The sequence below is a fragment of the Caballeronia sp. M23-90 genome, from assembly GCF_053574605.1.
On the sequence record NZ_JBSIPA010000126.1, the window covers coordinates 1 to 14,774 of the forward strand.

Below are 14,774 nucleotides of genomic sequence, written 5' to 3' on the forward strand. Positions count from 1 at the left end.
TCGGCGCCGCCATCTGCGGACTGGTCGCGAACGGCGTTCCGGTCGCCGAATACACGGCGCTGCAATTGAAGCAGGCCGTGGTGGGCTATGGCCGCGCCACGAAAGAACAGATGCAGCAGATGGCGGCGCCGCGGGCCTGCCCGAGCAGCAGCGTGGATTGAGGGTTGACGTTGACGAACACTTTTTCGATAGCCGATTGATCCGGCGCATGTTGCCGCACGAGCGTCGAAATACCCTCGAAGATCGTATTCAGACGCGACGGCAAATCGGCGTCCGCGGTCTTGATGACGCCGCTGGTCACGTAGGTCAGCGTCTGGCCGGTTTTATCGATGACGCCGAATCCAGTCACGCGCAGGCCCGGGTCGATACCGAGAATTCTCATGGAATGCCGTTGGAACGTAGTGCTTGCGATACTAACAGCGCGGCGCAAAAAGTAAAAAGCCCGGTGAACCTGCCGGCCACCGGGCTTTGCGAAGATCGGACGTTCCGGGTGTCGTGCTTAATGACGGAAGTGGCGCGTACCTGTAAGCACCATCGCGATATTGTGTTCATCCGCGGCCGCCACGACTTCGTCGTCGCGCATGGAGCCGCCCGGCTGGATCACGCAGGTCGCGCCCGCGTTCACCACCACGTCGAGGCCATCGCGGAACGGGAAGAACGCGTCCGACGCCACGGCAGATCCCGCCAGCGACAACCCCGCGTTCTGTGCCTTGATGCTCGCGATGCGCGCCGAATCCACGCGGCTCATCTGCCCCGCGCCCACGCCGAGCGTCATGCCGCCGCCGCAGAACACAATGGCGTTCGACTTCACGTACTTCGCCACGCGCCACGCGAACATCAGGTCGTCCATTTCCGTCGGCGTCGGATGACGCTTCGTGACCACGCGCAATTCGTGCGGCTGAACGTTCTTGGAATCCAGCGACTGAACCAGCAAGCCGCCGCCCACGCGCTTCAGGTCGAACGCGTTGTGACCGTCGCCGAGCTCGATTTGCAGCAGACGCACGTTCTGCTTTGCCGCGAAAATCTGCCTTGCGGCGTCGCTGAACGAAGGCGCCATCAGCACTTCCACGAACTGCTTGGCGACCGCCTGGGCCGCAGCCTCATCGACTTCGCGATTGAACGCGATAATCCCGCCGAACGCCGAAGTAGGATCGGTCTGGAACGCCTTCGAATATGCTTCGTGTGCACCCGCGCCGACCGCCACGCCGCACGGATTCGCGTGCTTGACGATCACGCAGGCCGGCACGTCGAAGGTCTTCACGCATTCCCATGCAGCATCGGAATCCGCGATGTTGTTGTACGACAATTCCTTGCCCTGCAACTGCTCGTAGTTCGCGAGTGCGCCCGCGGACGTCGCGATGTCACGATAAAACGCTGCGCTTTGATGCGGGTTTTCGCCGTAACGCAGGTCCTGGACCTTGGTGAATGCAAGATTGAACGTCGACGGAAACGTGTTGCGGCTCTTGTGTTCGAGCGCTTCGGTCAGGCTCGTCAGGTAGTTCGTGATCGCGCCGTCATATTGCGCCGTGTGCGCGAACACTTTGGTGGCGAGTTTGAAGTTCGTCGGATAGCTGACCGTGTTGTTGCCCGAGCGCATTTCCTCGAGAACCGTCGCGTAATCCGAAGGATCGACGATCACGGTCACATCGCGATGATTCTTCGCCGCCGAACGCAGCATGGTCGGACCGCCAATGTCGATGTTCTCGATCGCGTCTTCCAGCGAGCATTCTTCCTTCGATACCGTCTGCACAAACGGATACAGATTCACCACAAGCAGGTCGATGGTCGGAATATTGTGTTGCTCGAGCGCGGCCATGTGTTCAGGCAAGTCGCGACGCGCCAGAATGCCGCCGTGGACCTTTGGATGCAGCGTTTTCACGCGGCCGTCGAGCATTTCCGGGAAGCCGGTGTAGTCGGCGACTTCGGTGACGGGCAGGCCGGCATCGGCGAGGAGTTTTGCGGTGCCGCCGGTCGAGAGCAGGCTTACGCCCAGCTCGGACAGCGATTTTGCAAATTCAACAATGCCGGACTTGTCTGAAACGGAAAGGAGCGCTTGCTTGATCATGATGGGAACGGCGGGGAGCCGGTAGGGGAGTCGAGGGAATCAGTAAATTCGGATCGACCGCCGTACGCCGCGACGGTCCGGGAGGTACATCAATGAGACAAATGAATTAAATCAGGCCGTGCTGCTGAAGCTTCTTTCTCAACGTATTGCGATTGATGCCGAGATACTCCGCTGCGAGCGACTGGTTGCCATCGGCTTGTTTGAGCACGACTTCGAGCATCGGCTTTTCGACGCACGAAATCACCATTTCGTAGACGTCGTGCGGTTTCGAGCCGTCCAGGTCCTGGAAATAATTGTCCAGGCTCTGGCGGACGCATTGTTCTATGTTGTGTCTGCTCATGCGGCTAATCGGTCTGTTTGGTTCTGCGTGCCGCACGTTTCTTCTTCGTCGTTGCCGCTGCGCTCGGCGTCTGCGCCGGGTTCTTCGACATAGACGAGACGGTCGGACAACGCCTTTTGGGCGTCGAAGAATTCGTTCACGGCGAGCAATTGTTCTCGTGTGGAATCCAGCGTGTTCATCCGATGTCTGAACGTGTTGGCGCCGGAAAGGCCGCGAGTGTACCAGCCGATGTGTTTGCGCGCTGTACGAACGCCCGTGAATTCACCATAGAAATCATAGTGATCTTCAAGATGTGCGTTCATCAGTGCCTGGATCTCGTCGATCCGCGGCGCGGGCAAATGTTGGCCCGTCAGGAGGAAATGTTCGATCTCGCGAAAGAGCCACGGACGTCCCTGCGCCGCGCGCCCGATCATGATGGCGTCCGCACCCGTCACGGCAAGCACATGTCGCGCCTTTTCCGGCGTGGTGATGTCGCCATTGGCCACGACCGGAATGCGCACGGAGGCTTTGACGGCCGCGATGGTCTCGTATTCGGCGTCGCCTTTATACAGGTCGGCGCGCGTGCGGCCATGCACGGTCAGCATGGAAATGCCGGCGTCCTGTGCAATGCGCGCGATGTTCAGCGCATTCTTGTTTTCGCGATTCCAGCCTGTGCGGATTTTCAGCGTGACCGGCACAGCGTCCGGGCCCACGCCTACGGCGTTCACCACGGCCTGCACGATCTCCGCGACCAGCGATTCGTTTTGCAGCAACGCGGAACCCGCTGCCACGTTGCAGACCTTCTTGGCTGGGCAGCCCATGTTGATATCGATGATCTGCGCGCCGTTCGCGACGTTGTGACGCGCCGCTTCGGCCAGCATTTTCGGGTCTGCGCCGGCAATCTGGACCGAGATCGGTTCGACTTCGCCAGCGTGATTTGCGCGGCGCATGGTTTTCTCGCTTTTCCACAACTGCGCGTTCGATGCCACCATTTCCGACACGGCGTAGCCTGCGCCCATGCGTTTGCACAACTGCCGGAAAGGGCGGTCTGTCACGCCGGCCATGGGGGCGACGAACAGGTTGTTGCGCAAAATATGGGGGCCGATGGCCGGTTTGGAAATGGGCATGAAACTGGCAGCGTCCACGATTCGATGGACGCAAAAGCGTTGGAGGAAAACGCGTATTTTAACGCGAACGCGCAGGGTCAATTAGCTCCAATCGCGCCGCAAGTCGTTAAATCTTCTATGAAAGTTGCGAACGCCATAGAGTGAACGCTCGGTTTTCCAGGCACCGCGCTCAGCAAATTTGGCCGGGCTGGCGCGAAGTGCGGAGCCGGTTTTCCAAAGCAAACGATCAGCAACTGATGAGCAATCGTTTAGCGCCGTTGCCCGAACATCATTTGACGCGCCAGCACGGTCTTGACCGGCGGCACGAGTTCCAGCGCGCTCAAAGCGAGGCCGCGCATTGCAGCAAGCGGCGCAAAATCGATGGTGAAAACTCGCGCGAGCGTATCCGTGGCACCAATCGTCATCCGCCGGTCGAGCGCGCGACGTTGCGCAAAAAGGCTGAGCGCGACCGTCGTGGTCCCGTTCGTCGACAATGCATCGCATAGTGCGTGTGCATCGCGCAGGCCGAGATTAAGTCCTTGTCCTGCAACAGGATGCAGCGTTTGTGCCGCGTTTCCGATCGCAACCGTGCGCCGGTCGACAAGCGCATTCAGCGCGTTCAACCCAAGCGGGAACATCGCGCGGCCGGTGATTTTCGTGAAACGGCCCATGCGTTCGCCGAAGGCTGCGCCGAGCTCGGCGAGAAATGCATCGTCGGGAAGTTGCGAGCGGCGGGTGGCTTCTTCGGGCGCGCAACACCAGACCAGCGCGTAATCCGCCTGACGCGCGCCGCCAGACGGCAACAGCGCGATCGGACCTTCGGGTGTAAAACGTTCCCACGCAACCCCCGGTTGCGGCGCGCTCACGCTGACCGTCCCGACAATCGCCGTCTGACCGTAATCGCGCGTGTTCTTGACCGAAGTCGATGCGTCCGTTTCCTTGTACAACCCGCCTTCGGCATTCACCAGGATGCGTGCGCGAATCGTCCGGTCGCCTTCGGCCGCGGAATGAATCGGCAGCGTCACGCCATCATGGTCGTGCAGCGGCGTGGACGCAGTCGTTCCGGTGAACCAGTGAACGCCAGTCTTGGCCACGGCTTGCGAGAGCGTCGAAACGAGCGAGCCGTAACGCACGACGTAACCGAGCGCGGGCAGACCGTGTTCATCGTGATCGATCAATGTGCGGCCGAACCGGCCGCGCTGCGAGACGTGAATGCGCTTGATCGGCGTGGCATCGGAGGGAAAACCCAGCGACGATTCCAGCATCGCGCGGCTTCCATGCGACACCGCGATTGCGCGGGGATCGTTTGAAGCTGCACCCGGCTCGCGTGCATCGATCAACGCGACCGACAAACGCGATGTTGCGCTGCGTTTCGCCAGCCACCCTGCAAGCGCAAGGCCAACGGGGCCCGCGCCGACTATGACGATATCGAAGTGATAATCGGCCGGCAGTTCATGGCCGACGGTTTCCGTGGTTTCAATTTGCATCGGGGGTTTGCGCGTCGCGCATCAAGGCTTCGATTTCGTCGGCATCGACGGGGACTTCCCGTGTCGTGAGCTCGCAGCCGCCAGCGGTCACGATGGCATCGTCTTCAATCCGGATGCCGATGTCCGCGTAGCGTTCCGGCACGTCGGCGGCGGCGCGAATGTACAAACCCGGCTCAATGGTCAGCGTCATGCCCGGTTTCAAGGTGCGCCACGCACGCGCGCCCTGGTCGTCGAGCGGCGCGTTTGCATCGCGGTAATCGCCCGCGTCGTGCACATCCATGCCGAGCCAATGGCCCGTGCGGTGCATGTAGAAACGCTGGTACGCACGCTCGGCGATGACGTCGTCGACCGTCGCGAATTTGTTGCTGTCGATGATCCCCGTATCCAGCAATCCCTGCGACAAAACCCGCACCGCCGCTTCGTGCGGCGCGTCGAAGCTCACGCCGGCGCGAGTGGCATCAACGGCGGCGTATTGCGCGGCAAGCACGATGTCATAGATTTCCCGTTGCGCCGACGTGAACCTTCCGCTCGCCGGAAAGGTGCGCGTGATGTCGGACGCGTAGCCGTCGAGTTCGCACGCGGCATCGATGAGAATCAGATCGCCTTCGCACGCGATCGCGTTGCCCGCCGGGTAGTGCAGCACGCACGCGTTCGCGCCGGCCGCGACGATCGAACCGTATGCCGGGGCTTGCGCGCCGCGTTTGCGGAACGTGTAGAGCAACTCGGCTTCGATCTCGTATTCGTGCATGCCGGGACGGCAGGTTTGCATCGCGCGGCGGTGAGCTTCGGCCGAAATCGTGCCGGCGCGGCGCATGATCGCGAGCTCGTGGTCGTCCTTGATCAGGCGCATTTCGTCGAGCATGGGCAGCAAATCGACCGCTTTCGATGGCGCTTTCACCCCGATCCGGCTTTGCGCTCGTACTGCTGCGAGCCAGCCGCGAACCTGTGTGTCGAGTTCGGCCGAACTGCTGAGCGCGTAGTGCACGGCGGGTTTGTCGGCGAGAAGGCGGGGCATCTCGGCATCGAGCTGATCGATGGGAAATGCCGCGTCCAGTCCCAGCGCGAGGCGCGCGCCTTCAGGGCCGTGCCGAAAGCCTTCCCACGTTTCGCGCTCGACGTTTTTCTCGCGGCAGAAGAGGATGGCCGCGGGTTCGTCGGGATGAGCGCTGGCGTCCAGAACGAGCGTGGCTTCGGGTTCCGTGAAGCCCGTCAGGTAATAAAAGTAGCTGTTGTGGCGGAATGGGTAATCGGCGTCGCGGTTGCGCATGACTTCGCGCGCGGTCTGGATGATCGCCACGCCGCCGCCCGATTCGCGCAGCGCCGCGAGAACGCGTTCGCGGCGGCTGCGATAGACATCGAGGCTTGAGGATTGGGCTTCAGTCGATGAGTTCATTCAGCGATTGTAGCGCCGGTTTGCTCGGCCTTATTCCTTGGCCTCGGGGGCCTCGGGTGTTTGGCCGCCTGCGGGTTCTGCCGCTGCCGGCCGGTTGCGCACGCTTCCGGCGATCAGGTCGAAGCGGAACAGGCGGCATTCGAGCGCACCGTTGAAAAGCGGTGTTTTCGTCGATTCACGCAACCGCAGCATGCCAGGCAGTTTTCTGTCCGATGTCAGCACATACGCGCGCCAGCCTGGAAAGCGCTGCTTGAGCGCGTTGCCGAACGAGATGAAAAACTCAAGGTCCGCCGGATCAGGCTGCGCGCGATGAAATGCTTCTTCGTCTTCGTCGTGACCGCGGTTCTTCGGTTCGCGGAGCTCGCCGCGCGGACCACGGCCACGCACTTCGATCCGTTCACCGTACGGCGGATTCGCGACCAGGATGCCGGGCTCGCCCGCCGGCGGTGTCATGTGGCGGGCATCGACCTGTTTCAACGACAGTTCCGGAAGACCCGCGCGTTCGAGGTTCGAGTAGGCCTTGTCGAGCATGTCGCCGGAAATGTCGCTGCCGTAGATCTGCAGGTCCTTGCGTGATGATTGCGCGGCGTGTTTTGCATCGAGCGCCGCGCCTTTCAGCTTTTGCCACGCGTTCACATCGTATTGCTTGAGCTTTTCGAAGCCGAAACGACGTTCGACGCCCGGCGCAATGTTCAGCGCGACTTGCGCGGCTTCGGCGAGGAAGGTGCCGCTGCCGCACATCGGGTCGAATAGCGGCGTGCCCGGCGTCCAGCCGGTGAGGCGCAAGATGCCTGCCGCGAGGTTCTCTCGTAGTGGAGCTGCGCCCTTGTCCAGGCGCCAGCCGCGTTTGAAGAGCGGGTCGCCGGAGGTATCGATGTAAAGCGTGCATTCGTTGATGGTGAGGAACGCAAAGACGCGGACGTCGGGTTGGGCGGTATCGACGCTCGGACGATTGCCCGTCAATTCGCGCAGGCGGTCGCAAACAGCGTCTTTCACGCGCAAGGTCGCGAATTCCAGGCTGCGCAGGGGCGATTTGATGGCGGTGATATCGACGCGAATAGTTTCATTCGGCGAGAACCACTTTTCCCATTGTTGCTGGTAAGCGAGCTCGTAGATGTCGTGTTCGCTTCTGTACGGGCCGTGTGCGAGCTTGAGCAACACGCGGCTCGCGATGCGCGAGTGCAGGTTCGCCGCCATGCCGGCCGCCCACGAGCCGCGGAAATGCACGCCGCCCGGGACTTCCTTGCCGGTGCGGAATTGCGAGCCTTCTACATGCTTTGCTCCGATTTCGGCGAGTTCGGCCGCCAGCGGCGCCTCGAGACCGCGCGGGCAAGGGACAAACCAGTCGAAAAGGAAAGTAGTGGCCATGGGGCGGTGCTTTTTAGGGGAATCGAAGGGGGATATTGTACGCGGGGGCGCAACCAAAGCTGATAACTCGGGCGCATTCCCGGCCGTTATGCCTGGCGTCCCTGCAAAACACGGATAGCCTAAAGACCACTCATTTGCCGCAGGGGATAGAAATGTTCCCGCGTCGCTCTTTTGACCCGTCGTGGTGAACGCGTTTGCGCTCGATCAAAGTCAACGCGCGTCCCCGGATCAAATCAACAATTTGTGACAGGGCATTTGCTCGGTCCGTGCAAAACTCGGATTTTTTACCGAGGCGTGACAACGATGACAAGTCCAACAAGATCAACACGGATAATTCTTGCCGCAGATGCATCGCGTGTGCGCTATACGCGCCGTCAACCCCGACTATCGCCGAGGGCAATACGCCGTTTTGTGATTTCTGCCACCGCCTTGGTTTGCCTTATGCCCGTAGCCTACGTTCACGCTGCTGTCGTGAATTACAGCTATGACGCTCTTGGTCGGTTGACGAAAGCCGACTACAGCGGTGATATGACTGCGACGATGACCTACGAATACGACGAGACGGGGAATTGGACGTTAGTGACGGCCACTAGAACGACGCCATAGATGTCGACTTGAGCTTCGCAAGTATTTAATGGGCGATCGTAAAATATAATAATTAGGAATACATATGAGATTATACAAAGGGGCGCAGCTTATCGGTGTTTGGTTCGCGTTGTTTTCTGCGAATGCTTCGGTTGTCGCGCAAATTGCGATTGCAGTGGACGGTGCGCCGAAAACCATCCCACTCGTCAACGTTGGCAAATCGGTTAATGCCGGTGGCAATGGAAAAGACGGGCTGTTTCAGCAGAGCAGCACCAATATTCTCCCTGGTAAGAAAGTAACACTGACGCCGGGTCGGTTTGCGTTGCTCTCCTCTTCAGCCGATTCACCAATTACGGGTGATCCCGAGGCGCAAGCATCGCAGATGCAATCCGGGCCGCCGAGTAGCACCCTTCGCGCAGACATGCCACCGGTTAGTGCCGAGGACTCCCAGCGAGCGCGAGCTTCACGGGTCTTCCCGGCTCACCTCAATGAGGGGGCCTCGATCGGGCCAGCTAGCGACAGCGGTCACCTCAAGGCCTCAGGCATCACAGGCGATACAAACGCTCGTGGGCCTGCATCCATACCGACACCACCATTCAGGCGAGGACGGTCACGACCCAGTACCGGTTTCGATTCAGTCTCAAAACTGGCGAGGCAGAATCGATTGATGAGGCGATGCTTGCCGCACGAGAAGGTGAGGACGTCGTATGCATCATCGATTCCGTGGCTCCTCTTCCGGTCGACATTCACAACGTGATATTGGGACTTGATCGAAAATCCAGATTGGAGCGCTTCGATCGGAATCCAGAGCGAGTTAAATTGAACGATGCCGAGAAAAAAGCAATTATGTTTATAAGTTCGTACTATCCAGCAAATCCGCTATAGGGTTGGGTGGCAACTGAAAACCGAAGGGCCGCTGACTGTTAACTGCGGCCCTTCGTTGTTTTAAGCGGCGGTAATGATGAGTCTGCCGTGTTCGACGGTGATGCGCACTTGCTGGCCGGGGAGGAATCCGGCGTGTTCGATCCATCGACCGGAGACCTTGATCCAGGGATAAAGCTTGGGCGGCTTGTTCAGGTGTGAAGGCCAGGCTTGATGGTGAAGACACTGCTGAACCTTGACGGAGCGTTCAGGAAATTCAGCGGCTACTTTATGATTGGCGTTAGCCATAGTCGAGTTGGTGGTGGTCAGCGGCCGTGCGTGTTGACACACTCGCGGCGCACGCTTTGTTTGCGGGGAAGCCTCGGACTTCGTTCCGGTGACCGGCTATTCCATCGTCGAGCTTCGTACTGAGGTCGAGCCCCTGATCAGTTGGCGCCCGAAGCGCATGTCTGCCAGCAAGAGTCTGCTCTTGGTTCGATGGTTTTATAGCGACTGAATATGATTTGAATAATCGGCCGTTCGACAGCAGGGGATACGGCGGTATGGAGGCGGTTGCGGAGCTCAGTTACTTTAGGCGAACCTGCGACTGAGTTGCTATACGACGGGGACAAGCTGGTTGCGGAGTACGATCCCAGCGGGAATCTGGTGAAGCGTTACGTACATGGACCCGGTACGGACGAGCCAATCGTGTCCTACGACGGACTGGGCGTTACGTCGAAGACGTGGATGCTTGCGGACTACAAGGGAAGCATCGTCGCGACGATGGACGCGAAGGGCGTCGGAACGGGTGCGTTCTCATACGGTCCGCTTGGAGAAACGAGTGGGGTGAACCGACCGCGATTCATGTTCACCGGGCAGCAGTACTTCGGAGATTTGGGGCTGGGGTTGTACTATTACAAGGCGCGGTTTTACTCGCCGAGCCTTGGACGGTTCCTTCAAACCGATCCGGCGGGGATGAAGGACGATCTGAACCTGTATGCGTATGTGGGCAATAACCCGGTGAATCGGGTGGATCCGACGGGGCTGGCGAAGGTGGAGGTGGGGGGAGCGATTCAAGTTGCGGGCGTCGTCACTAATACCAATCATTATATAAATCGGGTAGGGGCTGGAAACATTGACTCAGTCGTTAACGTGGCGATTGGTATTGCCCAGTCGCCCGGTTTCGTGGGCGGGACTTCATTTGGAATGACGGTGAATGGCGTAAATTATAACGTGCGTAGTTTTTTGCTCCCAACGGGCGGTATTAACCTGGGAACGATTCATCCTGATGATGGGCGTCACAGGTGATAGTGATTTAATTTAGAGGTGTTCTTATGCACAACGATGAGAGACCTATTCTCGATAGCGAGATTGAGCTTATAAAGGCCATGCTGAATTATGCATTTCCCGGAGACGACGCATTTTCTATTCAAGTGGATCAATTGGAAAAAGTTATTTCGTGGAATTGTGACGACACGTTGCTAAAGCTTTGCTTCAAGGGTGCGTGTTCTAACTATCAAAATCAATTTTTCCGCAAGAATTTGAGCGGATTTGTCGAGGCATCGGGAATTGATTTGGATGGGGAGGCGGTGAATGCAATTCTGTGGATAACGGACGGCGAAATTAGAGACCTTGAGTTTTTGCGGCCGGATTCGAAAAAGGTCCATCGCCCCCCGACGGCTACCAACCTCAGAGGTTTTGTAAAAGCAATTTGAAGGCATCGTCTTTCCGTGCGGCACGAAGAGCGAGCCGCTGAAATACGAAAGACCGCTGACGCGGCCTTTCGGTCTTTTAAGCGGCGGTATTGATGAGTTTGCCGTGCTCGACGGTGACGCACACTCGCTGGCCGGGGAGAGTTCCGGCGTGCTTGATCAAGAGCCCGGAGAGCTTGATCTGGGGTTGTACTATTACAAGGCGCGGGTTTTCTCGCCGAGCCTTGGACGGTTCCTTCAAACAGATCCGGCGGGGACCAAGGACGATCTGAACCTGTATGCGTACGGGGGGAATAACCCGGTGAATCGGGTTGATCCGACGGGGCTGGCGAAGGTGGCGGTCGGGGATGCTACCGTTGTCGCACAACGCGGGCGGCCGTTTACCGGCGATGCGGGAAGCTATCACGTACATCCACTCACAGGTGACGGGCGACGGTATGGGGACGATGGAAAGCCTGTTCTGGATGTCGATATCAGCCACTCACATGGGGAAATGATTCCTCATATACACATTTGGCGAGATGGAAAGCGTGGTGACGGCGAATCATTATTCTGAAATCGAGGGAAACTATGGACGTCTTTTTCGCAAAGAGTAGAGCTGCGGTAGAACGGTTTATAAAAATTCAAGCGGTCGTCAAAGATGCGAGACTGTGGATAAATGGTGGCGTCAACATTGATGGCCTCGATGTGGAAGGGTTGGAAATTTCGAAATTCAGCATCGAATTTGACTTGAGAGAAGGAGGCCAATACGAAGCAATGGTTGGAACCATAGAAGACCATTACCAAGATTGTCACATATGGATTGAGGCGTAGTTGCTGGAACCTACGCGTCAATTTAGCGGCTAAAGATTCAACTAAGCGGCGGTAATGATGAGTTCGCCGTGTTCGACGGTGATGTGTACTTGCTGGAGGGGAGGAATCCGGCGTGTTCGATCCAGAGCCCAGAGAGCTTGATTTGGGGTTGTACTATTCCAAGGCGCGGTTTTACTCGCCGACGATCTGCAGATTGATCCGGTGGGGATGAAGGATGATTTGAACCTATCTAACGCACTAACCGGAGCTATACGTTGCACCGAAAACCTCCCGATGGATTCCGGCTGCCGTCCCCCGCTGAGCGCAATTTGGTTGAAGTACTGACGTCAGCTGAGTTTTCGGGGCGAGCCGAGGTGTTGGCTCAGCTTCAGTCGTATCACGTGCGCGTTATCGACGAGGAAGGCAGCCTTGAAATATGTACGTCGTGCGTTCGACCGGCGCTAGTACGGTACCGCGTATGCACGGAGTTGCATGGTTCGGACCTGGACGGCGTAATGATCAGCGTCATGTTGCATGTAGTAGACGGCTTCTGTCGCGAGATCGAAAACTATAAGGTCGACGGATCGCCCATTCAACGCATGCCGGAAGTTTGGGAATCCTTTGTTCCAGGGCCGGAATGGTGCACGAAGCCATCTGTTGGATAGTCTTTGACACTATCGTTCGTTGCGCTAAGTCGGCCGACGATGCCCCGGGCACCAGCCATGTATAAATCTTCCCGCCTTCCGCTCAAGCAACGCAATCAGATCCGGATCCATAAAGCTGTATTTATCCGGGATATCGAGACAAACAATCTGCTTCCCCTTCAGATATCGCCCGAACGATTTATTCAGTTTGACTCTGTGCCTTCGCTCCATGACGAAAATCACGTCGGCCCATGCGATTTGATTGGGTTCCAGGGGCGTTAGCGCATCAAGCGCCAAGCCTGCGGAATCTGTCTCGACGCCGGGCCATGACGAGAAAACCTCTTCGGCAGTCGGACTTCTCAAACGGTTTCTACTACAGATGAACAGCGCGCGCATTTGAACCGGTTGCCTCTTTAGACCTGGTCAAGAGGAAGAAGCTAAGCGCCATCCACGAACTCGTCAATGAAAAACGCCGACGACTCTCGCAAGTCACCGGCGTTGATTGTTGCCACGTGACACAACCTCACTCCACCGCCTTCACCATATCCTCGATCACCTTCTTGGCATCGCCGAAAACCATCATCGTCTTGTCCATGTAGAACAGTTCGTTGTCCAGCCCGGCGTAACCCGCCGCCATCGAGCGTTTGTTCACGATAATCGTCTTCGCTCGATACGCCTCCAGAATCGGCATCCCCGCGATCACGGATTTCGGGTCGGTCTTGGCCGCCGGATTCACCACGTCATTCGCCCCGAGCACCAACACCACGTCCGTCTGCTGGAATTCGCCATTGATGTCTTCCATCTCGTGGACGAGTTCGTAGTCCACCTCTGCCTCGGCCAGCAACACGTTCATATGCCCCGGCATCCGCCCCGCGACCGGGTGGATCGCATACTTCACGTCGATGCCTTTCTCGATCAGCTTGTCGGTGAGTTCCTTCAAAGCATGTTGAGCGCGCGCCACGGCCAGTCCATAACCCGGCACGATCACCACCGTCTCGGCATTGCCGAGCATGAACGCGGCGTCATCGGCGGAACCGGATTTCACTGGGCGCTGTTCCTTCGCGCCATCGGTTGCCGCCGCGCCGCCTTCATTACCAAAGCCGCCCAGGAGCACGTTGAAGAACGAGCGGTTCATCGCGCGGCACATGATGTACGAAAGAATTGCGCCCGACGATCCCACCAGCGATCCGGCGATGATCAACATCGGGTTGTTCAGCGAAAAGCCGATGCCCGCCGCCGCCCAGCCCGAATACGAGTTGAGCATCGATACAACCACGGGCATGTCCGCGCCGCCGATCGGGATGATGATCAGCACGCCGAGCGCGAACGCGATCAGCGTCATGATCGCGAACGGCAGCCACGACTGCGTGAACATGAAGATGATGCCGAAGCCGAGCATCGCGATGGCAAGCAGCAAGTTGATCATGTGCTGGCCGGCGTACACGACTGGCGCACCCTTGAACAACCTGAACTGATACTTGCCCGACAGCTTCCCGAACGCGATCACGGAACCCGAGAACGTAATCGCACCCACAAAAGTGCCGATAAACAATTCCACGCGATTGCCCACGGGAATCGGTTCGCCCAGCGCGGCGAGCCCGAACGCCGAGGGTTCGGAAACAACCGCATAAGCGATACAAACCGCTGCCAGACCAATCAGCGAATGCATGGCAGCGACGAGTTCGGGCATCTTCGTCATCTCGACTTTCGCCGCGACGTATGCGCCGATCGCGCCGCCCACCACGAGCGCTGCGAACAGCAGCCCCAGGCCCAGCGACAGATCCGATCCCAGCGCCGACGCCTGCTTAACGATCAACGCAATGGTCGTCAGGATCGCGATCGCCATGCCAACCATGCCGAACGTATTGCCGATGCGCGCGGTCTTCGGATTCGACAAGCCTTTGAGCGCCTGGATGAAACACACCGAGGCGACGAGATACAGGAGGGTGACTACGCTCATGCTCATTGCGCGGCCTCCTTCGACGGAGCGGCAATTTGCTTCGGCGCTTTCTTCTTGAACATCTCCAGCATTCGTCGCGTGACGAGAAATCCGCCGAACACGTTGACCGCTGCGAGCAACACCGCAAGCGTGCCGAAGAACTTGCCGGCGCCGCCTATGGTGAGGCCGGCTGCGAGCATCGCGCCGACAATCACGATAGCCGAGATCGCGTTCGTCACCGCCATCAATGGCGTATGCAATGCGGGCGTGACGTTCCACACCACGTGGTACCCGACGTAGATCGCGAGCACGAAGATGATCAGGTTGATGACCGTGTGATTAACCAGTTCCATGTCAGTCTCCTTTGATCCCGCGCGCGACCTGGCCGTCGCGGCACAGGAGCGTGGCCGCGACGATGTCATCGGCCATATCGATATTCAGCGTGCCTTCCTTCGTCACGATCAGCTTGATGAAGTCGAGCAGGTTGCGGGCGTAAAGGGCGG

16 protein-coding genes are annotated in these 14,774 nt (G+C 58.5%); 5 read left to right on the top strand and 11 right to left on the bottom strand.

The window, feature by feature from the left end; genetic code table 11:
- Positions 1-85 precede the first annotated feature (85 nt).
- From ACRXB1_RS14780 to ACRXB1_RS14815, 8 genes are all read right to left on the bottom strand, one after another.
- A complete protein-coding gene (locus ACRXB1_RS14780; protein ID WP_449492407.1) occupies positions 86-382 on the bottom strand; it encodes a crossover junction endodeoxyribonuclease RuvC in 297 nt (98 codons plus the stop codon).
- Between the two features lie 117 nt (positions 383-499).
- A complete protein-coding gene (purH, locus tag ACRXB1_RS14785; RefSeq protein ID WP_075360601.1) occupies positions 500-2,065 on the bottom strand; it encodes a bifunctional phosphoribosylaminoimidazolecarboxamide formyltransferase/IMP cyclohydrolase in 1,566 nt (521 codons plus the stop codon).
- A 106-nt stretch (positions 2,066-2,171) separates the two neighbouring features.
- Entirely contained in the window at positions 2,172-2,405 is a 234-nt protein-coding gene (locus tag ACRXB1_RS14790) for a Fis family transcriptional regulator (RefSeq protein ID WP_056355686.1), read from the bottom strand.
- Positions 2,402-3,511 (bottom strand): tRNA dihydrouridine synthase DusB, encoded by a 1,110-nt coding sequence (gene dusB, locus ACRXB1_RS14795; protein ID WP_449492408.1) that lies wholly within the window; start codon positions 3,509-3,511, stop codon positions 2,402-2,404. Before dusB ends, ACRXB1_RS14790 begins: the two co-directional genes overlap by 4 nt.
- A gap of 248 nt (positions 3,512-3,759) precedes the next feature.
- Complete coding sequence (locus ACRXB1_RS14800) at positions 3,760-4,977, bottom strand: UbiH/UbiF/VisC/COQ6 family ubiquinone biosynthesis hydroxylase (protein WP_449492409.1); 1,218 nt, start codon at positions 4,975-4,977, stop codon at positions 3,760-3,762.
- Positions 4,967-6,370 (bottom strand): aminopeptidase P N-terminal domain-containing protein, encoded by a 1,404-nt coding sequence (locus ACRXB1_RS14805; RefSeq protein WP_449492410.1) that lies wholly within the window; start codon positions 6,368-6,370, stop codon positions 4,967-4,969. Before ACRXB1_RS14805 ends, ACRXB1_RS14800 begins: the two co-directional genes overlap by 11 nt.
- Before the next feature lie 30 nt (positions 6,371-6,400).
- Positions 6,401-7,738: a THUMP domain-containing class I SAM-dependent RNA methyltransferase gene (locus tag ACRXB1_RS14810; protein ID WP_062169131.1), complete on the bottom strand. Its 1,338-nt coding sequence runs from the start codon at positions 7,736-7,738 to the stop codon at positions 6,401-6,403.
- A 1,530-nt stretch (positions 7,739-9,268) separates the two neighbouring features.
- The gene (locus ACRXB1_RS14815; RefSeq protein ID WP_449492411.1) at positions 9,269-9,493 is read right to left on the bottom strand and encodes a SymE family type I addiction module toxin; all 225 of its coding nucleotides are present in this window, start codon (positions 9,491-9,493) and stop codon (positions 9,269-9,271) included.
- A gap of 399 nt (positions 9,494-9,892) precedes the next feature.
- On the opposite strand from ACRXB1_RS14815, the gene ACRXB1_RS14820 reads away from it, so the two are divergent.
- From ACRXB1_RS14820 to ACRXB1_RS14840, 5 genes are all read left to right on the top strand, one after another.
- Positions 9,893-10,492, top strand: coding sequence for an RHS repeat-associated core domain-containing protein (locus ACRXB1_RS14820; RefSeq protein WP_449492412.1), 600 nt, complete (start codon positions 9,893-9,895; stop codon positions 10,490-10,492).
- Between the two features lie 26 nt (positions 10,493-10,518).
- Positions 10,519-10,899, top strand: a complete 381-nt coding sequence (locus ACRXB1_RS14825) for a hypothetical protein (protein WP_449492413.1) — start codon at positions 10,519-10,521, stop codon at positions 10,897-10,899.
- A 103-nt stretch (positions 10,900-11,002) separates the two neighbouring features.
- Positions 11,003-11,452, top strand: coding sequence for an RHS repeat-associated core domain-containing protein (locus tag ACRXB1_RS14830; RefSeq protein WP_449492414.1), 450 nt, complete (start codon positions 11,003-11,005; stop codon positions 11,450-11,452).
- 14 nt (positions 11,453-11,466) lie between these two features.
- Positions 11,467-11,709: a hypothetical protein gene (locus tag ACRXB1_RS14835; protein ID WP_449492415.1), complete on the top strand. Its 243-nt coding sequence runs from the start codon at positions 11,467-11,469 to the stop codon at positions 11,707-11,709.
- Positions 11,710-11,963: 254 nt separating this feature from the next.
- Positions 11,964-12,353: a DUF6984 family protein gene (locus tag ACRXB1_RS14840; protein WP_449492416.1), complete on the top strand. Its 390-nt coding sequence runs from the start codon at positions 11,964-11,966 to the stop codon at positions 12,351-12,353.
- A 24-nt stretch (positions 12,354-12,377) separates the two neighbouring features.
- Here the strand turns inward: ACRXB1_RS14840 and ACRXB1_RS14845 are convergent, their stop codons facing one another.
- The 3 genes from ACRXB1_RS14845 to ACRXB1_RS14855 all read right to left on the bottom strand — a co-directional run bounded on the left by ACRXB1_RS14845 (position 12,378) and on the right by ACRXB1_RS14855 (position 14,624).
- Positions 12,378-12,728 (bottom strand): low molecular weight protein tyrosine phosphatase family protein, encoded by a 351-nt coding sequence (locus tag ACRXB1_RS14845; protein ID WP_449492417.1) that lies wholly within the window; start codon positions 12,726-12,728, stop codon positions 12,378-12,380.
- Positions 12,729-12,855: 127 nt separating this feature from the next.
- Positions 12,856-14,298 (bottom strand): NAD(P)(+) transhydrogenase (Re/Si-specific) subunit beta, encoded by a 1,443-nt coding sequence (locus ACRXB1_RS14850; protein ID WP_449492418.1) that lies wholly within the window; start codon positions 14,296-14,298, stop codon positions 12,856-12,858.
- Positions 14,295-14,624 carry an NAD(P) transhydrogenase subunit alpha gene (locus tag ACRXB1_RS14855; RefSeq protein WP_061998448.1) on the bottom strand — a complete coding sequence of 110 codons (330 nt, stop codon included), beginning with the start codon at positions 14,622-14,624 and terminating at the stop codon, positions 14,295-14,297. Before ACRXB1_RS14855 ends, ACRXB1_RS14850 begins: the two co-directional genes overlap by 4 nt.
- Positions 14,625-14,774: the final 150 nt, after the last annotated feature.

What these genes read in the sequence shown, in the direction of transcription:
- ACRXB1_RS14855 (WP_061998448.1), bottom strand. Translation starts at nt 14,624, where the DNA reads ATGGAACTGGTTAATCACACGGTCATCAACCTGATCATCTTCGTGCTC.
- purH (WP_075360601.1), bottom strand. Translation starts at nt 2,065, where the DNA reads ATGATCAAGCAAGCGCTCCTTTCCGTTTCAGACAAGTCCGGCATTGTT.
- ACRXB1_RS14800 (WP_449492409.1), bottom strand. Translation starts at nt 4,977, where the DNA reads ATGCAAATTGAAACCACGGAAACCGTCGGCCATGAACTGCCGGCCGAT.
- ACRXB1_RS14805 (WP_449492410.1), bottom strand. Translation starts at nt 6,370, where the DNA reads ATGAACTCATCGACTGAAGCCCAATCCTCAAGCCTCGATGTCTATCGC.
- ACRXB1_RS14835 (WP_449492415.1), top strand. Translation starts at nt 11,467, where the DNA reads ATGGACGTCTTTTTCGCAAAGAGTAGAGCTGCGGTAGAACGGTTTATA.
- ACRXB1_RS14825 (WP_449492413.1), top strand. Translation starts at nt 10,519, where the DNA reads ATGCACAACGATGAGAGACCTATTCTCGATAGCGAGATTGAGCTTATA.
- ACRXB1_RS14850 (WP_449492418.1), bottom strand. Translation starts at nt 14,298, where the DNA reads ATGAGCATGAGCGTAGTCACCCTCCTGTATCTCGTCGCCTCGGTGTGT.
- ACRXB1_RS14810 (WP_062169131.1), bottom strand. Translation starts at nt 7,738, where the DNA reads ATGGCCACTACTTTCCTTTTCGACTGGTTTGTCCCTTGCCCGCGCGGT.
- ACRXB1_RS14845 (WP_449492417.1), bottom strand. Translation starts at nt 12,728, where the DNA reads ATGCGCGCGCTGTTCATCTGTAGTAGAAACCGTTTGAGAAGTCCGACT.
- ACRXB1_RS14780 (WP_449492407.1), bottom strand. Translation starts at nt 382, where the DNA reads ATGAGAATTCTCGGTATCGACCCGGGCCTGCGCGTGACTGGATTCGGC.
- ACRXB1_RS14815 (WP_449492411.1), bottom strand. Translation starts at nt 9,493, where the DNA reads ATGGCTAACGCCAATCATAAAGTAGCCGCTGAATTTCCTGAACGCTCC.
- dusB (WP_449492408.1), bottom strand. Translation starts at nt 3,511, where the DNA reads ATGCCCATTTCCAAACCGGCCATCGGCCCCCATATTTTGCGCAACAAC.
- ACRXB1_RS14790 (WP_056355686.1), bottom strand. Translation starts at nt 2,405, where the DNA reads ATGAGCAGACACAACATAGAACAATGCGTCCGCCAGAGCCTGGACAAT.